19 protein-coding genes and 1 riboswitch are annotated in these 19,877 nt (G+C 72.1%); of the genes, 10 read left to right on the forward strand and 9 right to left on the reverse strand.

Features of this window, described 5'->3' with window-relative positions; genetic code table 11:
• Positions 1-127: 127 nt before the first annotated feature.
• The 3 genes from argS to ACFY1H_RS31155 form a co-directional block, all read right to left on the reverse strand.
• Positions 128-1,855, reverse strand: coding sequence for an arginine--tRNA ligase (gene argS / locus ACFY1H_RS31145; RefSeq protein ID WP_386952262.1), 1,728 nt, complete (start codon positions 1,853-1,855; stop codon positions 128-130).
• Positions 1,856-1,925: 70 nt separating this feature from the next.
• Positions 1,926-3,215 (reverse strand): MFS transporter, encoded by a 1,290-nt coding sequence (locus ACFY1H_RS31150; RefSeq protein WP_386952265.1) that lies wholly within the window; start codon positions 3,213-3,215, stop codon positions 1,926-1,928.
• Between the two features lie 372 nt (positions 3,216-3,587).
• Positions 3,588-5,696, reverse strand: coding sequence for a RecQ family ATP-dependent DNA helicase (locus ACFY1H_RS31155; RefSeq protein WP_386952268.1), 2,109 nt, complete (start codon positions 5,694-5,696; stop codon positions 3,588-3,590).
• Between the two features lie 322 nt (positions 5,697-6,018).
• On the opposite strand from ACFY1H_RS31155, the gene nadD reads away from it, so the two are divergent.
• Genes nadD through ACFY1H_RS31180 form a run of 5 tightly spaced genes read left to right on the forward strand, consistent with a single transcriptional unit; the run spans position 6,019 to position 9,279 of the window.
• Positions 6,019-6,618 carry a nicotinate-nucleotide adenylyltransferase gene (nadD, locus tag ACFY1H_RS31160; protein WP_366189846.1) on the forward strand — a complete coding sequence of 200 codons (600 nt, stop codon included), beginning with the start codon at positions 6,019-6,021 and terminating at the stop codon, positions 6,616-6,618.
• A gap of 45 nt (positions 6,619-6,663) precedes the next feature.
• Positions 6,664-7,083, forward strand: a complete 420-nt coding sequence (gene rsfS, locus ACFY1H_RS31165) for a ribosome silencing factor (RefSeq protein WP_364054799.1) — start codon at positions 6,664-6,666, stop codon at positions 7,081-7,083.
• Entirely contained in the window at positions 7,080-7,694 is a 615-nt protein-coding gene (locus ACFY1H_RS31170) for a histidine phosphatase family protein (RefSeq protein ID WP_360600462.1), read from the forward strand. Before rsfS ends, ACFY1H_RS31170 begins: the two co-directional genes overlap by 4 nt.
• A gap of 3 nt (positions 7,695-7,697) precedes the next feature.
• Complete coding sequence (gene octT / locus ACFY1H_RS31175; RefSeq protein ID WP_386952273.1) at positions 7,698-8,426, forward strand: diglucosylglycerate octanoyltransferase; 729 nt, start codon at positions 7,698-7,700, stop codon at positions 8,424-8,426.
• 4 nt (positions 8,427-8,430) lie between these two features.
• Entirely contained in the window at positions 8,431-9,279 is an 849-nt protein-coding gene (locus tag ACFY1H_RS31180; protein ID WP_366583865.1) for a DegV family protein, read from the forward strand.
• Between the two features lie 22 nt (positions 9,280-9,301).
• Here ACFY1H_RS31180 and ACFY1H_RS31185 read toward each other — a convergent pair whose 3' ends face one another.
• The 3 genes from ACFY1H_RS31185 to ACFY1H_RS31195 are packed head-to-tail and all read right to left on the reverse strand — an operon-like array spanning position 9,302 to position 11,190.
• A complete protein-coding gene (locus tag ACFY1H_RS31185; protein WP_366583864.1) occupies positions 9,302-9,865 on the reverse strand; it encodes a helix-turn-helix domain-containing protein in 564 nt (187 codons plus the stop codon).
• 13 nt (positions 9,866-9,878) lie between these two features.
• Positions 9,879-10,703 carry an oxidoreductase gene (locus tag ACFY1H_RS31190; protein WP_386952277.1) on the reverse strand — a complete coding sequence of 275 codons (825 nt, stop codon included), beginning with the start codon at positions 10,701-10,703 and terminating at the stop codon, positions 9,879-9,881.
• Positions 10,704-10,749: 46 nt separating this feature from the next.
• Entirely contained in the window at positions 10,750-11,190 is a 441-nt protein-coding gene (locus ACFY1H_RS31195; protein ID WP_386952278.1) for a nuclear transport factor 2 family protein, read from the reverse strand.
• Positions 11,191-11,372: 182 nt separating this feature from the next.
• Here ACFY1H_RS31195 and ACFY1H_RS31200 point away from each other — a divergent pair, with 182 nt between their 5' ends.
• Both ACFY1H_RS31200 and ACFY1H_RS31205 read left to right on the forward strand, forming a co-directional pair.
• Positions 11,373-12,122, forward strand: coding sequence for a helix-hairpin-helix domain-containing protein (locus ACFY1H_RS31200; protein ID WP_386952280.1), 750 nt, complete (start codon positions 11,373-11,375; stop codon positions 12,120-12,122).
• Positions 12,119-14,503 (forward strand): ComEC/Rec2 family competence protein, encoded by a 2,385-nt coding sequence (locus ACFY1H_RS31205; protein WP_386952281.1) that lies wholly within the window; start codon positions 12,119-12,121, stop codon positions 14,501-14,503. Before ACFY1H_RS31200 ends, ACFY1H_RS31205 begins: the two co-directional genes overlap by 4 nt.
• 26 nt (positions 14,504-14,529) lie before the next feature.
• On the opposite strand, the gene thrC is transcribed toward ACFY1H_RS31205, so the two are convergent.
• A complete protein-coding gene (thrC, locus tag ACFY1H_RS31210) occupies positions 14,530-15,795 on the reverse strand; it encodes a threonine synthase (protein WP_386952283.1) in 1,266 nt (421 codons plus the stop codon).
• A gap of 13 nt (positions 15,796-15,808) precedes the next feature.
• Positions 15,809-15,942: riboswitch (SAM riboswitch) on the reverse strand.
• 165 nt (positions 15,943-16,107) lie between these two features.
• Between thrC and holA the strand changes: the two genes are divergently transcribed.
• On the forward strand, positions 16,108-17,079 hold the full coding sequence (holA, locus tag ACFY1H_RS31215; RefSeq protein WP_366583858.1) for a DNA polymerase III subunit delta: 972 nt from the start codon (positions 16,108-16,110) through the stop codon (positions 17,077-17,079).
• Between the two features lie 213 nt (positions 17,080-17,292).
• On the opposite strand, the gene rpsT is transcribed toward holA, so the two are convergent.
• Positions 17,293-17,553, reverse strand: a complete 261-nt coding sequence (rpsT, locus tag ACFY1H_RS31220; RefSeq protein WP_386952287.1) for a 30S ribosomal protein S20 — start codon at positions 17,551-17,553, stop codon at positions 17,293-17,295.
• A 366-nt stretch (positions 17,554-17,919) separates the two neighbouring features.
• On the opposite strand from rpsT, the gene ACFY1H_RS31225 reads away from it, so the two are divergent.
• Together ACFY1H_RS31225 and ACFY1H_RS31230 are read left to right on the forward strand one after the other, a co-directional pair.
• Complete coding sequence (locus ACFY1H_RS31225) at positions 17,920-18,783, forward strand: EamA family transporter (RefSeq protein ID WP_366583857.1); 864 nt, start codon at positions 17,920-17,922, stop codon at positions 18,781-18,783.
• Between the two features lie 22 nt (positions 18,784-18,805).
• Positions 18,806-19,180, forward strand: a complete 375-nt coding sequence (locus tag ACFY1H_RS31230; RefSeq protein ID WP_366583856.1) for a VOC family protein — start codon at positions 18,806-18,808, stop codon at positions 19,178-19,180.
• Here ACFY1H_RS31230 and ACFY1H_RS31235 read toward each other — a convergent pair.
• Entirely contained in the window at positions 19,177-19,773 is a 597-nt protein-coding gene (locus ACFY1H_RS31235; protein ID WP_386952292.1) for a class I SAM-dependent methyltransferase, read from the reverse strand. The two genes, ACFY1H_RS31230 and ACFY1H_RS31235, sit on opposite strands and share 4 nt — an antisense overlap.
• Positions 19,774-19,877: the final 104 nt, after the last annotated feature.

Genomic DNA, 19,877 nt, shown 5'->3' on the forward strand with positions numbered 1-19,877 from the left:
GCGCAGCGCCGAGCAGTTCGTGTCGGAGAGCCGGCTCGGCCGCGTGGCGACGCGGGGGATGTTCCGCGCGATGGGTGCGGTGGCGAAGCTGCGGGGTTGAGGCCGGGTGCCCCAACCCCGCCGTCGGTCAGAGCCGGCGCGGCGCTTCGATGCCGAGCAGTTCCAGGCCGAGCACGAGCGTGCGCGACGTGAGCGTCGCCAGCTGCACCCGCGACGCCCGCAGCTCCGGCGTCTCGGCGGTGAGGACCGGGCACTGCTCGTAGAAGCGGGAGAAGGTCACGGCCGTCTCGTAGAGGTACGTACACAGCTTGTGCGGCGCGTACGCGCTGGTCGCCGAGCGGAGGGCTTCGCCGAAGCGCAGCAGCGTGAGGGCGAGGGCGCGTTCGGCCGGCTCGGCCAGGGTCACCGGCGCGGCCACGCTCTGGTCGCCGGCCTTCGCGAGGATCGACTCGATCCGCGCGTGCGCGTACTGCAGGTAGACCGAGGTGTTGCCGTCCTTGGCCAGCATGCGGTCCCAGTCGAAGACGTAGTCGCGCTCGCGGTCGCCGGAGAGGTCGGCGTACTTCACCGCGCCGATGCCCACGGCGCGCGCCACCTCGCGCTGTTCGGCCTCGCTGAGCTCACTGCGTTCGGCGACGACGCCGGCGGCCTGCGCGACGGCCTCGGCCAGCAGGTCGGCGAGCTTGATCGTCTCGCCGGCGCGCGTGCGCATCACCTTGCCGTCTGCGCCGAGCACGGAGCCGAAGCCGATGTGCTCGGCGTGCACGCCGTCGAGCCAGCCCGCGGCGCGGCAGACGGCGAAGAGCATCGCGAAGTGCTGCGCCTGCGGCGTGCCGACGACGTAGAGCAGGTCGGTGGCGCCGCGTTCGGTGGTCCAGTACTTCGCGGTGGCGAGGTCGGTGGCCGCGTAGCCGTAGCCGCCGTCGCGCTTGCGCACGATCAGCGGCAGCCGGTCGCCTTCGCGGTTGTGGAAGCCTTCGGGGAACACGCAGACGGCGCCGTCGCTGAGCTCGGTGAGGCCGTCGGCCTCCAGCTCGTCGACGACCTTGGCGAGGTAGGGGTTGTAGAAGCTCTCGCCGTAGATGTCTTCGTCGGTGAGCGTGATGCCGAGCAGGTGGTAGACCTCGTTGAAGTGGCGGGTGGACTCGTCGACGAGCCCCTGCCACGTGGCGAGCGTCTCGGCGTCGCCGCTCTGCAGTTTCACGACGCGCTCGCGCGAGCGCGTGGCGAACGCTTCGTCGGAGTCGAACTTCCGGCGCGCGGCCTGGTAGAACTCGTTGAGGTCGCCGATGCCGCTGGGCCCGGCGGGCGGTTCGTCGAGCAGGTGCTCGATGAGCATGCCGAAGGGGGTGCCCCAGTCGCCGAGGTGGTTGTGGGGCAGCACTTCGTGGCCGGCGAAGCGCAGCAACCGCACGATCGCGTCGCCGATCACCGACGAACGCAGGTGCCCGACGTGCATTTCCTTCGCGACGTTCGGGCTGCTGTAGTCGAGCGCGATGCGCTTTCGGTGCGTGGCGGGCTCGACGCCGAGCCGTGGGTCATCGCTGAGTGCGTCGACGCCGGCTTCGAGCCATTCGCGGCGGAGCACGAAGTTGAGGAAGCCGGGGCCGGCGATCTCGGGCGGCTCGGCGAGGTCGGTGATCTCGAGGTGTTCGACGATGGCGGCGGCGACCTCGCGCGGCGGGCGGCCGAGGCGTTTGCCCAGGCTCATCGCGAGGTTGCACTGGTAGTCGACGCCGTCGCGGGTCGAGACGGCGATGAGCGCGTCGGCCGGGGCGATGTCGACGTCGAGCGCGCGGTGGAGGGCGTCCACCACGCGTCGGGCGAGTTCCTCACTAACCTCGGGCTTGCGCACGGTGTCCCTCCTTCTTCGCGTAGCCGGTTCGCCGCAGCGTAGCGACTCCGCCGGAGCGCGCTCGAAGGGATTACCGCAGTTCGCTGCCCTTCGTCTCGGGCAGGCGCAGCACCACGAGGAACGCGATGGCCGCGGCGACCGCGACGTACCAGAAGAACGCCGTGGCCGCGCCCGCCGCGGACAGCGCGCTGAGCACCAGCGGCGCGGTCCCGCCGAACAGCGCGACGGTGAGGTTGTACCAAGCCCCGATGCCCAGCCCGCGCAGCTCGGTGGGGAACAGCTCGCTCATGATCGCGGGCGCGAGCGACGTCATCGCCGTGTAGAGGCCCAGGCCCACGCAGAACACCACGAGCAGCCCGCCGAGCCCGGGCCGCACGAGGAACGACAGCGGCACGATCACCAGCGCCGTCGCGCCCGACCACACGAGCAGCTGCGGCCGGCGCCCGACGCGGTCGGCGAGTGCGCCCATCGGGTACTGCAGCGCCACGAACAAGGCGGTGGCGATCGAGAGCGCGAGGAACACGTCGACGTCGCTCGCCCCGCGCGTCTTCACGGCGAAGGAGGTGAGGGCGCTGAAGAAGGTGTAGTAGCAAAGCGTGGACAGCATCGTGAAGCCCACGAGCTGCCCGACGGCCTTGGGGTGGTGCGTAAGCGTGGTCAGCAACGGCCGTTCGACGCGCCGGGCCTGCTCCTTTTTCTGTTCGAACAGCTCGGTTTCCGCGAGGCTGCGCCGCAACCAGAGGCCCACGAGACCCAGCACCCCGCCCAGCAGGAACGGGATCCGCCAGCCGAACGACGCGAGCTGCGCCTTGTCCATCGTCCGCGCCAGCACGAACCCCAGCACGGTCGCGACCAGCACCGCCGATCCGGTCGAGATGTAGAAGAACGACGAATACCGCCCGCGCCTCTTCGCCGGCGCGATCTCCCCGAGGTACGCCGACGCGTTCGACACCTCACCACCCAGCGACAGCCCCTGCGCGACCCTCGCGACCAGCAACAGCACCGGCGCCAGCCACCCCACCTGCGCGAACGTTGGCAACACGCCGATCGCCACCGACCCGCCCGCCATGAGCGCGATGGTCAGGATCATCGCCGGCTTGCGCCCGTGCACGTCCGCGAACCGCCCGAGCAGCACCCCACCCAGCGGCCGGAAGAAGAACGCCAGCGCGTAGGTGGCGAACGTGTTGATCAACGCCAGCGCTTCGTTGCCGGAGGGGAAGAACGCGCCCGCGAAGTAGATGCTGAACGTCGCGTAGATCGTCCAGTCGAACCACTCCAGCGCATTCCCGGCACTGGCGGCGAACAACTTCCGCACCGGCAACCGGTGCCTCGTCGCGACCTCCGCCGTCGATCCGCCCATGGCGACCTCCACGTCCCGCTCGGGTGGAACGGCACTGTGCCAGAAATGCCCGGAGATCGGTAGTTCTTCACCGACCGGAAGTGGGTTTGGTTGGTGGCTTCGGCGGTCTGGACCCCTGCGCGGGTGGGGTGGCGACGGTGCGTGTCACCGCCGTCGCCCAGTTCGTTGCGCGTGCTCCGAGCCAATCGGCGCCGCGAGGCAGCGGACCATGTCGTGCGGTCGCAACGGAGTCGCCACCGTTGCCGTTGGCGGTGGCCGAGCGTCTGTCGACTCCCGGGAGGGCCGGGGCCGTGCGCACGGCCGCCGTTGCGGGTGGTTCGGCGGGGCCGCGTGTCGCGGACCGCGGGTGGTTCGGCGGGTCGTGCGGCGGGGTCAGGAGGTGCTGGCCAGACCGAAGGGCAACACCGCCTTCGCGCCCGCTTTGCGGAGGAGGCGGGACGCCAGGGTCATGGTCCAGCCGGTGTCGATGACGTCGTCCACGAGGAGGATGGGGCCGGGGGTCTCGGCGAGGCGGGTGGCGACGTCGGTGGGCAGGGAGAGGCGCTGCCAGAGGTCGGCGAGGCGCTGGGCGCTGTTGGCCTGGCGCGGGGGCGGGCCGGCCGAGTCGAGCGTGCCCAGGTGTTCCAGCCGGCCGATGGTGGCGAGCCGCTCCGCGAGGTTGGCGACCAGGACCGGCCGCGTTGCCGACGGCACCGCCACCACGGCCGTCGGGCGTTCGGCCCAGGGCCAGGCCGCCAGGACCTTCACGCAGGCCTGGAACACCGACTCCGGGACCACGTCGTCCACCGCGCCCGGGCCGACGAGCTCGCGCAGCCGCGAGCCCCAGCCGACGTCGGTGAGGCGGCCCAGCACCTGGCCCGGCTCGGCCTGCTCGGTGGCGGCGATGCGGCCCGACAACGGCACGTCGAGACCCTTCATCCCGCTGGGCCACTGCTTGCGCGGCGCCACCTCGACGCCCGGCCGGTCGAGCCGCTCGCGCGTGGCGCCCACGACCTCGTCCGAAACCGCCGTGTCCCAGTGCTGCCCGGTGCAGTTGTCGCAGCGGCCGCACGGCACCGCGTCCGGGTCGTCGAGCTGACGGCGCAGGTACTCCATGCGGCAGCCGGCCGTGGAGAGATAACCGAGCATCGCCGACTGCTCAGCCTCGCGCGCTTTCGCGACCCGGGCGTAGCGGTCGCGGTCGTACTGCCACTCCTGGCCTGTGCTCTCCCAGCCGCCGCGCACGCGCCGGACCGCGCCGTCGACGTCGAGGACCTTCAGCACCATCTCCAGCCGCGAGCGCGACAGCTCCACGGTCGGCTCCAGCGCGGCAGTCGACAGTGGACGGTCGGCGTACGCGAGCGAGTTCAGCACCTGCGACACCCGCAGCTCGTCGGGGAACGCCAGCGAGCCGAAGTACGCCCAGATCGCCTTGTCCTCGCGGCCCGGCAACAGCACGACCTCCGCGCGCTCCACACCGCGGCCCGCGCGCCCGACCTGCTGGTAGTACGCGATCGGCGACGACGGCGCACCCAGGTGCACCACGAACCCGAGGTCCGGCTTGTCGAACCCCATCCCGAGCGCCGACGTGGCCACGAGCGCCTTGACCCGGTTGGCCAGCAGGTCGTCTTCCGCGGCCTGGCGGTCGGCCGGGTCGGTCTTGCCCGTGTACGCCGCCACCGGGTAGCCGCGCTCGCCGAGCAGCGCCGCGACGTCGTGGGCCGCCGCGACCGTGAGGGTGTAGATGATGCCGGACCCCGGCAGCTCGGCCAGGTGCTCGGCGAGCCAGGCCAGGCGAGCCTGGTCCGTCGGCAGTTCGGCCACGGCCAGCCGCAGGCTCTCGCGATCGAGCGGACCGCGCAGCACGAGCGTGTCGCCGCCGGTGCCGATGCCCAGCTGGTCGGCGACGTCGGTGGCCACGCGGTCGTTGGCCGTCGCCGTGGTGGCCAGCACCGGCACGCCGTCGGGCAGGTCGCCCAGCAGTGTGCGCAGCCGGCGGTAGTCGGGCCGGAAGTCGTGGCCCCAGTCGGAGATGCAGTGCGCCTCGTCGACCACAAGCAGCCCGGCGCTCGCGGTGAGCTTCGGCAGCACGGCGTCGCGGAAATCGGGGTTGTTGAGCCGTTCGGGGCTCACCAGGAGCACGTCGACGTCGCCGGCGACCACCGCCGCCTGCACCTGGTCCCACTCCTGCGCGTTGGCCGAGTTGATGGTGGCCGCGTGGATCCCGGCGCGCGCGGCCGCCGAGATCTGGTTGCGCATGAGCGCGAGCAGGGGCGAGACGATGACGGTCGGGCCGGCGCCCTGCTCGCGGAGCAGGGCTGTGGCCAGGAAGTACACGGCCGACTTGCCCCACCCGGTGCGCTGCACGACGAGCGCGCGCCGGTGTTGGGCGACGAGGGCCTCGATCGCCGTCCACTGGTCTTCGCGCAGGGTCGCGGTTTCGCCGGCGAGCGACCGCAGCAGGGTCTCGGCACGCTCGCGAAGGGCTTCGGTGGTGTCCACGTCCCCGGTCTACCCCATGCGACCGACAGAACGGGAGCCGGACGTGGCACGAACGGACCGTTCGCGACCGAATACCCACAGTTATGTGACTCAAGTCACAATCAAGACTCGCGTAAGGCGCGCCGGATTCCTGGCTCTCCTCGGACAACCGGTGCCTCTCGGGGGAGGTGACCGGTCGCCCGGCGATGCCCCCTTGACCGCCGGAGCGTCGCGCGCGGGCCCGGCCTCCTCCTGGGGAGCGGGCAGGCCGGGTTCGCGCGTTAGCGACATCGCAGCCCGAACGGGGAGCCCTCGCGCGCCCGCGCGTATAGGCTCACCGGCTATGTCACCACGCCGGATCGGGGTCATGGGCGGCACGTTCGACCCCGTGCACCACGGTCACCTCGTCGCGGCCAGCGAGGTCCAGTCGCGCTTCGCGCTGGACGAGGTCATCTTCGTCCCGACCGGGCAGCCGTGGCAGAAGTCCGAGCGCGTCGTGACCCGGGCCGAGGACCGCTACCTGATGACGGTGATCGCCACCGCGTCCAACCCGGTGTTCTCCGTGAGCCGCGTCGACATCGACCGCGGCGGCCAGACCTACACCGTTGACACGCTGCGGGACCTGCACGAGGAGTACCCGGACGACCAGCTGTTCTTCATCACGGGCGCCGACGCGCTGGAGCAGATCCTCACCTGGCACAAGGCCGACGAGCTGTTCGACTTCGCGCACTTCATCGGCGTCACGCGGCCCGGCTACCGACTCAACTCCCACCACCTGCCGAGCGGCAAGGTCAGCCTCGTCGAGGTCACGGCGATGGCGATCTCGTCCACCGCGTGCCGCGAACGGGTGGAGCGCGGCGAGCCCGTCTGGTACCTCGTGCCCGACGGCGTGGTCCGCTACATCGCCAAGAAGGACCTGTACCGCAAAGACCGAGGTGAGTGACCGGGTACCCTCGTCCGGGCGTACCCCGAACCCTGAAGGAGCACTGTGGCAGCGACGTCCGAGGCACGAGAGCTGGCCGTCGCGGCCGCGCACGCGGCAGCCGACAAGCTGGCCAGCGACGTGGTCGTGCTGGACGTGTCCGACCAGCTCGTGATCACCGACGCGTTCGTGATCGCGTCCGCGCCCAACGAGCGCCAGGTCGGTGCGATCGTCGACAACGTCGAGGAGAAGCTGCGCATCGGCGGGCACAAGCCGGTCCGCCGTGAAGGGGCCCGCGAGGGCCGCTGGGTGCTGCTGGACTACGTCGACGTCGTCGTCCACGTGCAGCACCAGGAAGAGCGCTCGTTCTACGGCCTGGAGCGGCTGTGGAAGGACTGCCCGCGCATCGAGGTCGAAGGGCTCGAGCCCGCCGCCGCGGCCGATCGCGACGCCGCCGCGGACAGCGCGGACGGTCTGGACGCGTGAGCCTGAAGCGGCTGCTGCTCTGGCGGCACGGCGAGACGGACTACAACGCCGCCGGCCGCATGCAGGGCCACCTCGACTCCGCGCTGACCCCGGTCGGCTGGAACCAGGCGCGCTTCGCCGTACCCGCGCTCGCGCGGTTCTCACCCGACCTCGTGATCGCGTCGGATCTGCACCGCGCTACCGACACGGCCACGGTGCTCACCGAAGCGATCGGCGTGCCGTTGCGCATCGACAAGCGCCTGCGCGAGACGCACCTGGGCGAGTGGCAGGGCATGACCGGCCCCGAGGTCGACGCCGCGTATCCCGGAGAGCGCGACAAGTGGCGCACCGACGCCGCGTGGGCGCCTCCGGGCGGGGAGTCCCGAGTGGACGTCGCCGGCCGCGCGGGCGAGGTCGTGAACGACCTGCTGCAGCCCAATTCCGACGCCGGCGAGTCGGTGCTGCTCGCGTCGCACGGCGGCCTGATCGTGGCGCTCACGGCGAAGCTGCTCGGCCTGCCGATCGAGATCTGGCCCTCGCTCGGCGGGATCATGAACTGCCACTGGGTGGAGCTCGGCCGCCGCGACGACGCCTGGCGGCTGTATGCCTACAACGCGGGGATCACCGGCTGATCGATGGGCCCGCACCTGCTCGTCTTCGGTGATTCGCTGAGCTTTCACGGACCGGTCGGTCCCTGTGCCGCCGACGAACCACGCCTGTGGCCCAACGTCGCGGCCACCGCGCTCGACGGGCACGCCGACGTGGTCGCCGGCATCGGCTGGACCGCGCGCGACGTGTGGTGGTCGCTGACCGGAGATCCGCGCGTGTGGGCCGATCTGCACCACGCGGACGCCGTCGTGCTGGCGATCGGCAGCATGGACACGCTCCCGTCGCCGCTGCCGACCTACCTCCGCACCGGCTTGCGTTACCTCCGTCCCGACGGCGTGCGCCGCGTCGTGCGCGGTGCGTATCTGGCCGCGCAGCCGCGGTTGTCCGTCGTGTTGCGGGGCCGGCCGGTGGTGCTGCCCGCGAAGCTGACCGTGCACTACCTGGACCTCGCTGTGGAGGCGTTGCGCGTGCTGAGGCCCGAGCTGCCGATCTTCGGGATGCTACCGTCGGTGCACCGCGCCGACGCGTACGGCCGCGTCCACACCGCCCGCCCCGCCGCGGCCGCCGCGATGGCCGAGTGGGGTGCGCGCCTGGACGTGCCCCTGCTTGATCTCCCGGCAGTCGTGGGTGATCACGTGCTCGGCGGCGAGGGCAACCCCGACGGCATGCACTGGGGCTGGGCGGGCCACGAAGCAGTCGGCACGGCCATGGCGAAGCTGATGACACCGGCTTTGCGCCCCGGCCACGTAGGCTGACGGCGTGTCGGTCGCCGTGGTCACGGACTCCACCGCCCACTTGCCGGAGGGCTTCGCCGACCGGCACTCGGTGCGCGTGGTGCCTCTGCACGTCCTCGTGGACGGCGCCGTCTCCTACGACGGCACCGAGATGGGCCCGGCCGCCCTCGCGGAAGCGCTGGGGGAGCGCAAAATCGTCACCACGTCACGGCCCACGCCCGCCGAGTTCGCGACCGTCTTCCGGGCCGCGCTCGACGACGGCGCCGAGTCCGTGGTGTCGGTGCACCTGTCCAAAGAGCTCTCCGGCACGTGGGAAGCCGCCGTGCTCGCAGCGCAGGAGGTCGGTCCCGACCTCGTGCGCGTGGTCGACTCGCGCACCACGGCCATGGGACTCGGGTTCGCCGCTTTGCACGCCGCGATCGCCGCCACCGCGGGAAAGTCGGCGGTCGACGTCGAGGCGGCCGCGGTCGACGCCGCCGGGCGCTCGTCCACGCTCTTCGTGGTCGAGACCCTCGAGCACCTGCGCCGAGGTGGCCGGATCGGGCCCGCCGCGGCGCTGCTGGGCACTGCGCTCGCGGTGAAGCCGGTGTTGCACATGTCCGAAGGGCGCATCCTTCCGCTGGAAAAGGTCCGGACCATGAACCGGGCCATGGCACGGCTGGTCGAGCTGGCCGTCGCGGCGGCCGGCGAGGGCCCGGTCGAGCTCGCCGTGCACCACCTCGCCTCGCCGGAACGAGCCGTCGAGCTGGCCAACCGCCTGGAGGAAGCCGTGCCCGGCTGCGCAGGCGGCTGCGTGGTCTCGGAGCTGGGTGCCGTGATCGGCGCGCACACCGGACCGGGCGTGCTCGGCGTGGTCGTGCAGCGCGAGCGGTGATCCTCCTTGGCCGGTACGGGTTTCAGCCCTTACCGGTGGTGAAGCCCGCGAGGAACAGCTCCAGCCACCGCGCCCGCACCGCCGGCTCAACGTCCGTCGGCGCCGTGAGGATGAGCAGATAGAAGTCGTCGGCCGTCACGTCGTCGCGCAGCTTGCCGTCGCGCTGGGCGGCCTCGATCATCCGAGTCGTGGCCGCGCGGCTGCGGCTTTCCTGCTCGGGCGTGAGGTACTCCGCCCCCACGTTCTGCGCCGCGGCCTTCACCGCCCGGTCCGCGGCCGCCGCCTCGACGATGTGGCTGACCAGCGCCGAGATCTCGCCCATCGCGTCGGCCCCGCCGGCCACCCGTTGCGCCGCCGCCTCGATCGCCTCGGTGATCAGCTGGCTGTGCTCGCCGATCACCGCCGTGACGAGGTCGGTTTTCGTCGGGAAGTGCCGGTACAACGTGCCCACGGCGACCCCCGCGGCCTCGGCGATCGTGTCCATCGGGACGTCGGGGCCGAGCCGGGTGATCTGCTCCCGCGCCGCGTCGAGGATCTTCGTGCGGTTGCGCACCGCGTCGGCGCGCAGCGGGCGGGACGGCTCCATCGGTTCTCCGGGGTCAGCTCGCGAGCGCCCTCGCGATCAGGGTGTCGAAAGCGCGGTCGGGCAGGGCGCGGCGCAGGAAGATCAAGGGCTTCGCGCCGAAACCCGCAGCGTAACGTGTGCGCGGGCGCCGGGCGGTCGCAGCCTTGGCGACGGTCTTCGCGATCACGGACGGCTGGGACATCATCCGCGCGTTGATGCCCGAGTTCATGCGCTTCGCCAGCTTCCCGGCCAGGTCCGAATACGCGCCCTTGCCCGAGACCTCCGTCACGTGGTCCACGGCGATACCGCCCCACTCCGTCGCGATCCCACCGGGCTCGACCACGACCACGTCGATCCCGAACGGCCGCACCTCCATCCGCAGCGAGTCGGAGAACCCCTCCAACGCGAACTTCGTGCCGTGGTACCAGGCGCCCAGCGGGGTGTAGATCTTGCCGCCCATCGAGGAGATGTTCACGATCCGGCCCGAGTGTTGCGCCCGCATCACCGGCAGCACGAGCTGGATCAGCCGCGCGGCCCCGAAGACGTTCACCTCGAACTGGTAGCGGGCCTCCGACAAGGGCACGTCTTCGACGGCGCCATACGAGCCGTAGCCGGCGTTGTTCACCAGCAGATCGATCCGGCCGGACTCCGCGACGATCGCCGCCACGGCCTTCTCCACCGACTCCTCGTCCGTCACGTCCAGCGCGAGCGTCCGCACTCCACGTTCGGCGAGGTCCGTCATCCGCTCCACCCGCCGCGCGGCGCCGTAGACCGTGTAGCCACGCTCCAGCAGCTCCCGCGCGGTGGACTCTCCGATACCCGACGACGCGCCCGTGACCAGGGCGACCTTGGGGGCCATGACCAACACCTCCTGAAAGTGAACCAGGACTCAGGTTTATCATGAGTCACCGTTCACTTTCAACCGGGCGGATTTCACCGGGGTCGTTCTCGGCGGGGTCTCCGTCGACGGCGGCGAACGAGTGGTGCTCGTGGGTCACCACCCAGCGGCCCTGGTCCTTGCGCAGGCCGAAGGTCAACCGCAGGTGGTGGTCCGGTGGATCGGCGGGGGTGCCGCAGCGCAGGAGTGCCCAGGCGAACGCCACGTCGTCACCAGCGGTCACGTCGAGCTCCAGGACGGTGAACGTCGCGCCTTCCGCCTGCCAGACGAAAAACGGCGGCCAGGTCTCGCGGTACGCGTCGATCCCGCGGACGCCTTCGTGGGGCGGCGGGACGTCGAACATCACGATGCCGTCGGAGTGGCCGGTGAGGACGCCGTCGAGATCTCCCGTGTGGACGGCGGTGGCCCAGTTTTCGATCAGGGCGCGGATCTCGGTTTCGTTCGTCACGGTGGGGTCCTTCCCGGTGAGTGCCGTCGAGAGCGGCGATGGGCGACAGCATCGCACCGAGGGCGGACCGGAACGGGCGTTCCGCCGCCGCGGAGGCCGAGTTGTCCACAAGGGGGCAGTTATCCACAGGTCGCCGGATTCGGGCTGGTGGCCGATGTCGATCAGCGCCTAGCGTCGCACGTGTGTTCGAGCAGACCGCCCGTGATCCGGGCACTCCCGTGAACGCCAGGCTCGCCTGGCTGGCCGACCAGCTGGCGGCGGGCCCCCGCACCGTCGGGCCCGGCGGCCGGCTGGTCCGGCGCTGGCTGCCCGGTGGTGCCGACCCGGCCCACCCCGGTCTGCCCGGCGTGCTGAAAAGCCCGCGCGTCCTCGTCGGACTGGGGCTGCTGGTCGTGGCCGTGCTGATCGCCGCGGGGTTCGCGGTGTTCAGCGGGTCGCCCGCGACGGAAGTGGCGCCGTCGCTGCCGAGTGCGAAGGCGCACCCTTCCGTCGCGGCACCGGCGTCCTCGACCTCGGCGAAGCTGGTGATCAGCGTGATCGGCCACGTCCGCGCGCCCGGCCTCGTCACCGTTCCGGCCGGCTCACGCGTGGCCGACGCGGTGCGGGCCGCCGGTGGCGCGGACCCCGGCACCGATCTCTCCAGCCTGAACCTCGCCCGCAAGCTCACCGACGGCGAGCAGCTCGCGGTCGGCATCACGGTCGCGTCCTCGGCCCCGGCCGGCGCCGGCGCGGCTCCGGGCAAGCTCGACCTCAACTCGGCCACGCCTGAGCAGCTCGACACCCTGCCCGGCGTCGGCGAGGTCACCGCCGGCCGCATCATCGACTGGCGCACCCAGCACGGCGGCTTCTCCAGCGTCGAACAACTTCGCGACGTCGAAGGCATCGGCGAAAGCAAGTTCGAGAAATTGCGCGAGCAGGTGACGGTCGGATGATGTTCGTCCAGCAGGACGCCGCGCCGTCGTGGCGTGACCACGACCTTCGGCTCGTTCCGGCGGCACTGGCGGCCTGGGGTGGCACGCTGGCGGGCCTGCGGCTCGGGTGGTGGGCGGCCGAGGGTTTCGGAGTGGTGGCGGCGGTTCTGTCGGCCGTGCTGCTCGCGCGGCGGCGTGGGCGGTGGCTCGGCGCGGCCGGCGCGCTGCTGGTGCTGGGGCTCGTCGTGGCGCTGCCGACGGCGTGGCGCATCAGGGGAGCGGAGCAGGATCCGCTCGGCCCAGCCGCGGCGCACGGGGTGACCGCCACGGTCCGTGTCGAGGTCACTGAGCGACCACGGCCGATCCACAGCGCCGGCTACGCCGATCAGCAGGCGGGCACGCGGTCGGTGGCCATCGACACCCAGGTGGAATCGGCCACTGTGGACGGTCGGCCGGTGGTGTCCACCGGCCGGGTCCTGCTGCTCGCGCCGGTGGCCGGGTGGGGCGCTCTCCTGCCGGGCCAGGAGGTCACGGCGGCGGGCCGCTTGGCGCCGGCGCGCGGGGGTGAGCTGACGGCCGCGGTCGTCTACCCGCAGGGCGCTCCGGTCGGAGTCACGCGGACGCCGTGGTGGCAGCGGGCGGCCGCGGCGTTGCGGGTGGGGCTGCACGAGCTGTGCGCGGTGCTGCCGGAAGAGCCGGCGGGGCTGCTGCCCGGACTGGTTCTGGGTGACACGAGTGCGTTGCCGGAGCAGGTCGAGCAGGAGTTCACGGAGTCGGGGCTCACGCACTTGATGGCTGTCAGCGGGGGAAATCTCGCGATTCTGTGCGGCTCGGTGTTGCTGTTGTGCCGGTTGCTGCGCATCGGGCCGCGGGTGTCGGCCGTCGCGGCGGGGTTGTGCCTGGGTGGCTTCCTGATCCTCGTCGGTCCGGCGCCGAGCGTGCTGCGGGCGGGAGTGATGGGCGGGGTGGCGCTGCTGGCGCTGGCCTTGGGCCGGCGTGGCTCCGCGTTGCCGGCGCTGGCGTTCTCGGTGTGCGTGCTCGTCGCGTGGGATCCGGTGATGGCGGCGGACTTCGGGTTCGCGCTGTCGGTGTTCGCGACGGCGGGGCTGGTGCTGCTGGCGCCGCGGTGGGCGGATTCGCTGGTGCGCCGGGGGATTCCGCCGGGGTACGCGGAAGGGATCGCGGTGCCGCTGGCGGCGTTCGTGGTCACCGCGCCGGTGATCGCGGGCATGGCGGGCACGGTGAGCCTCGTCTCGGTGGTGACCAACGTGCTGGCGGCGCCCGTCGTCGCGCCGGTCACGGTGCTCGGGGTGCTGGCCACGGTGGTCGGGCCGTGGTGGCCCGGGGCCGGGCACGTGCTGGTGCACCTGGCCGATCCGGAGGCGCGGTGGCTGATCACCGTCGCCCGGCACGGCGCCCGGGCGCCGGGCGCGGTGCTCACGTGGCCGGGTGGCTGGTGGGGCGGGGTGTGCGCGGCCGGGGTGCTGGTCGTGGTGGTGGTCGCGTTCCGGTTCCGGCGCGCGCGGCTGGTGGTGGCGATGGGACTGGTGGCGGTGCTGCTGATCGTGGTGCCGCCGCGGGTGCTCTCGCCCGGCTGGCCGCCGAAGGGCTGGGCGATGGTGGAGTGCGACGTCGGCCAGGGCGACGCCGTGGTGCTGGCCACGGCGGAGGCCGGGCGGGCGGTGGTCGTGGACACCGGGCCGGAGCCGGGGCCGGTGGACGAGTGCCTGCGGCGGCTCGGCGTGGATCGGATCCCGCTGCTGGTGCTCAGCCACCTGCACGCCGACCACATCGGCGGGCTGTCGTCGGTGTTCGACGGCCGGGCCGTGGGGGCGATCGCCGTCGGGCCCGGGCGCGCGCCGGCATGGGCGTGGCAGCAGGTGTCGCAGGAAGCGGCGACGCACCACGTTCCGCTGCTGGAGCTGAGCGACGGGCAGCGGCTCGACTGGCCGGGGCTGTCGCTCGACGTGCTCGGGCCGCGCTACGTCACGGCGCGCGCGGCCGCTCTGCAGGACGGCACGATGATCAACAACAGTTCCGTGGTGCTGCGCGCGACCACGGCGGCGGGGAGGGTGCTGCTGACCGGAGACGTGGAGCTGGCCGCGCAGGCCGACCTGCTGGCCGAGGGGGTGGACCTGCACGCCGACGTGCTGAAAGTTCCGCACCACGGCAGCAGGTACTCGTTGCCCCAGTTCCTCGAGGCGGTGGGCGCGCGGGCGGCGATGATCAGCGTGGGTGCGGGCAACAGCTACGGGCACCCGGCGAAGTCCACAGTGGACGTGCTGGGCACGCTGGGTGTACTGGTGACGCGGACCGATGTGGACGGTGACACGGCCGTGCTGCCCGGTGCCGGCGGGCCGGCGGTGGCGCGCCGGGGTGAGCCGCGCGGGCCGCCCCGCTAGGGGAGCGGCCCGCGGGCCCGGTCAGCTCAGAGGCCGAGGGCCTTGCTCACGGCCTCGGCCGACGGGGGCACGGTCGCCTTCGGGCCGATGCGGCCTTCGAGGGCGTCGAGCGTCTTGAGGCCGTCGCCGGTGATGAGCAGCACGGTGTCGGCCTCGGGGTCGAGCTTGCCGGTCTCGATGAGCTTCTTCGCCGTCGCGACGGTGACGCCGCCGGCGGTCTCGGTGAAGATGCCTTCGGTGCGCGCGAGCAGCCGGATGCCCTCCACGACCTCCTCGTCGCTCACGTCCTCGATCGCACCGCCGGTGCGGTTGACGACGTCGAGCACGTAGGGGCCGTCGGCGGGGTTGCCGATCGCGAGCGAGCGGGCGATGGTGTCGGGCTTCACGGGCTGGACCACGTCGTGTCCGGCGCGGAAGGCGGCCGAGACGGGGGAGCAGCCGGTGGCCTGCGCACCGAACACCTTGTAGGGGCTGGCTTCCACGAGGCCGAGCTGGCCGAGCTCGCGGAAACCCTTGTCCACCTTGGTCAGCTGCGAGCCCGAGGCGATCGGCACCACGATCTGCTCCGGCAGGCGCCAGCCGAGCTGCTCGGCGACCTCGTAGCCGAGCGTCTTCGAGCCTTCGGAGTAGTAGGGGCGCACGTTGACGTTGACGAACGCCCACGTCGGGTGCTCGCCGGCGAGCTCGGTGGCGAGGCGGTTGACGTCGTCGTAGTTGCCGTCGACGGCGATCAGGTCACCGTCGTAGACGGCGGTGGTGAGGATCTTGGCGCGCTCGAGCGACTTCGGGATCAGCACGACCGACCGCCAGCCGGCGCGGGCCGCGGCGGCGGCCGTCGCGTTGGCCAGGTTGCCGGTCGAGGGACACGCGAGGACCTCGAAGCCGAACTCGCGGGCCGCGGCCAGCGCGACGGCGACCACGCGGTCCTTGAAGGAGTGCGTGGGGTTGCCGGTGTCGTCCTTGACCCACAGGGACTTCAGGCCCAGGGCCTTGGCGAGGCGGTCGGCCTTCACCAGACGGGTGGCGCCGGGTTCGGTGTTCGGGATCTCCTCGACGGTCGAGGGGACGGGAAGGAGCTTCTTGTAGCGCCAGATGTTCTTGGGGCCGGCCTCGATGTCTTCGCGGCGCACGCGGCCGAAGTCGTAGGCGACCTCGAGCGGCGAGAAGTCCTCCGCGGACACGAACTCCGGGGCGAGCGGCTGCCGGTGGCCCTCTTCCTTCGACACCAGTTCGACGGCCGGACCGAGGTCCAGGGTCTTCTTGGTGGAGGTCGTGCCGAGGGTAACGGTCATCGCGAGGTTCCTTTCCTCATCTGCCCCGCAAACGCGGGCCGGAATTGGCACCGTGGTCGTCAGCTATCCCGCAAATTCGGGAAGACAGGCTGTACGCCGGTTGCCGGGGCTTCGTCGGGCCGTTCCCTCTGCCCCTCTGGATGAGCGGTGTTCAGTTGTCGGCGCGCCGCGGTGTTTCCGGTGGAGCTGTGTTTCCGGCGGAGCGGGACGCTGCCTCGGGTACACCGTACGACATGGCGATCACCTCGTGCCACGGTGGCGGCGCACATCACCGGAGCGGGCGCGGGGCCGGGCGGGTGAGAGGATGGCGGGGTGACCACCGCACCCGCGCCGCTCCACCTCGTCCTCGGTGAGGAAGAACTGCTCATCGAGCGGGCTGTCCGCGCGTCGCTGGACGCCGCGCGGGCCATCGACTCCACGGCCGAGATGACGCGCAACCGGGTGTCCGAACTCACACCGCCCGTGCTCGCCGAGCTGGTGAGTCCTTCGCTGTTCAGCGAGGGGCGGGTCATCGTGCTCGACTCCGCGCACGACATCTCGCAGGAGCTGGCGGACGCGGTGATGGCGTACCTCAAGGCGCCCGCCGACGGGATCGTGCTCGTGGTCGTGCACAACGGCGGCGGGCGCAGCAAGGCGGCCAAGGCGCTGCCCGCGGCGCTGAAAAAGGCGGGCGCGGAGATCACCGAGTGCCCGAAGCTGACGAAGCCGGCCGAGCGCGAGTCGTTCGTGCGCAACGAGGTGCGCCGCGTCGGCGGCAAGATCGACGCCGCGGGCGTGATGGCGCTGATGGACACCGTCGGCTCCGACCTGCGTGAGCTGTCCTCCGCGGCGACGCAGCTCGTCGCCGACACCGGTGGCGTGGTCGACGAGCAGGCCGTGCGCCGCTACCACACCGGCCGCGCCGACGTGACCGGCTTCGCCGTCGCGGAGAAGGCCGTGGGCGGCGACCGCGCGGCGGCCCTGGAGTCGCTGCGCTGGGCCATGCAGCTGGGCGTGCCGCACGTCCTGGTCGCCGACGCCCTCGCCGACGCCGTGCGCACGATCGCCCGCGTGTCCGCCGCCGGCCGCGGCAACCCGAACCAGATGGCCGGCGAGCTGGGCATGCCGCCGTGGAAGATCCGCAAGGCGCAGGGCCAGTCCCGCGGCTGGGGCCAGGACGGCCTCGCCACCGCCATGCGCGTGGTCGCCCGCCTGAACGCCGAGGTCAAGGGCGTGGCGGCCGACGCGGACTACGCCCTGGAACGCGCGGTCGTCGAGGTCGTCGCCGCCAAGGGCGAACGCTGACCCTGCTCGCCTCGGCAGGCCCCGAATCGCCGACCGGTGAGGCTGAACCCGCCGCTCGGGAACGGGCAACGCGCCGGACCCGTACGCAGCCGTGAGGGCGCGCCAGTCCAGGCAGCTGTGTGCGTCGAGAACGGTCGAGAACACACGAAAAAGCCCGGCGACCAGGCGGTCACCGGGCTCTTTCAGGTCTGGCAGGGTGTCGCTGCGATCAGCTCAGAGCTGGTTCGCGCGCTTCGCGAGAGCCGACTTCTTGTTGGCGGCCTGGTTGGCGTGGATGACGCCCTTGGTGACGGCCTTGTCGAGCTTGCGGGCCGCGTCGCGCTGGAGTTCGAGGGTCTTGGTCTTGTCGCCGGAGTCGGCGGCCTCACGGAACTTGCGGATCGCGGTCTTCACCGAGGAGCGGATGGCCAGGTTGCGCTGGCGGGCCTTCTCGTTGGTGGTGATGCGCTTGATCTGGGACTTGATGTTGGCCATGAAGGCGTCCTGCTTTCGTCTCGGTGAAGGTCGCTGCCGCGTCGAAGTGGCTCCGGGCGCCTGGCGTCAAGACAGGCGCGGCCGGGTTTCCTCCCTGACGGAATGCCGCACGGCAACGACGGGAAAGCCTAACAGGCCTGCTCGCGGCCCCCTCGGGCGGCCCGCAGTGATCGGTTCGGCTACCGTGGAGACGGTAGTGCCTAGGGTTCCGCCACCGGTCCGCACGACGCGACCCACCACAACCAGGGCCGGCGGGACAGGTCCGAGCGGCACCATCGGCGCGGCCCGACGCCCGCCGTTCATCTGACGGGACAAAAGCCTGGAGGACCCGGCTTTCCGCGTGCGCGGAAGACCCGAAGGGGTCCGGTGAACACCACAGCTCTGTCGTTCGTCCTCATCGCCGCCGTCGTGCACGCGGGGTGGAACCTCGCGGCCAAGCGCGTCACCTTCGGCGGGCCGCGGTTCGTGTGGCTGTACTACACGGTCTCCGCCGTGGTGTTGCTCCCCGTGACAGTCATCGCACTGCTGGTCGAACCCGAGCGTCCACAGTGGACGTGGCTGCTCGCCGCCGTGGTCACGGCCGTGCTGCACGTGTCGTACGGCACGGTGCTGCAGCGCGGGTACGCCGTGGGCGACCTGTCGATCGTCTACCCGCTCGCGCGCGGCACGGGGCCGCTGCTGTCGGTGCTGGCGGCGGTGCTCGTGCTGCACGAGCACCCCGGCGTGCTGGGCCTGATCGGGGCGTTCCTCGTGGTGGCGGGCGTGCTCGTGATCAGTCTCGGCGGCAGCCAGGCCGACGTCAAAGCGCGCCGCGCCGGCGTGTTCTACGGCGTGCTCACCGGGGCGACCATCGCGGCCTACACGCTGTGGGACGCCCACTCCGTGACGACGCTCGCCGTACCGCCGCTCGTGTACTTCGGCGGCGGCGCGCTGGTGCAGAGCGTGCTGCTGGCGCCCGCGGCCCTGCGTGACCGGGCCGAGGTCGGGAAGCTGTGGCGCGAGCACCGCAAGGAGACGCTGATCGTCGGGCTCGCCTCGCCCGCGGCGTACCTGCTGGTGCTGTACGCGCTGCGGATGGCCCCGGTCAGCCTGGTCGCGCCGGCGCGGGAGCTGTCGATCGTGCTGGGCGGGCTCGCGGCGTGGTTCGTTCTCGGTGAGCGGAACGCGGCACGCCGGCTGGTGGGCTCGGTGGTGGTGCTGGCCGGGATCGTCGCGATTGCGGTGGCCTGAGCCACTCGGGTAGGCAGGACGCATGGACGTACTGAGCAGCCGGGTGCTGATCCACCCGCGAGACCTGGAGGCCTCGACCGCGTTCTACCGGGACACGCTCGGGCTGGCGATCCAGCGCGAGTTCCCCGGTGGCACGGTCTTCTTCGCGGGCGGCGGTTCGATCGAGGTCGTCGGCAGCAACGACGCGACGCCTTCGGCGGCCGTCGACCTGTGGCTGCAGGTGCGTGATCTGCCGGCGACGCTCGAGGAGCTGGCCGCGCGCGGCGTCACGCCGGTCCGCGGGGCGCAGCGCGAGCCGTGGGGGCTCGACGAGGCCTGGATCACCGATCCGGACGGCCTGCGCATCGTCCTGGTGCAGGTTCCGCCCGATCACCCGCTGCGCAGTGACCTCCGCTAGGGCTTGCGGGCCCGCAGCTGCGCCGCCAGGGCCGCGAAGCCCGGGGGCTCCCACGTCCACGTCTGCAGGTCGGTGAAGCCCGCTGCGGTGACCTCGGCGGCCAGGTCGTGGCGGGGGACCGGCAGCCACTTCTCGTGCGCGGACAGCAGCAGCCGGCCGCCGGGGCGCAGCACGCGGAACAGCTCGGCGAAGCCGGCCGTGCGGTCGTCCCAGAGCTGGACGTTGTTCATGCTCAGGACCACGTCCACGGACCCGGGAGCGCAGCCGGTGCGCGCCGCCGTTCCGTCACGCAGCGTCACGCGGTCTCCGCAGCGTTCGCGGCACAGGGCGCGCATCTCGGCCGAGGGTTCGACGCCGACGACCTCGGCCGCCAGGCGGCTGGCCGCGTCGAGGCCGACGCCCGGGCCGGGGCCCACGACCAGCACGGTTTCGTCGGGTTCCAGCCGCGCCAGGTCGACGAGCCGGTGCTCGGTGGCGGCGTTGCCGCGGGACATCAGCCGGCCGCCGACGCGGCCCAGCAGGCCGCTGGGGTGCCCGAACGCGCGGTCCAGCGCGGTGTCGAACGTCCCCGGGGGAGGGTGTGGAGTGCTCATCCTTCGAGGTCACCACGAGCCCGGCGCGCTCGCATCGGGGATGACCCCCAACCGCACCCGGAGGTCCATGGGACGATAGGAAGCGGCCACCCCCGACCTTTCCC

It is taken from the genome of Amycolatopsis sp. NPDC001319 (genome assembly GCF_042896185.1).
Taxonomy (GTDB): Bacteria; Actinomycetota; Actinomycetes; order Mycobacteriales; family Pseudonocardiaceae; genus Amycolatopsis.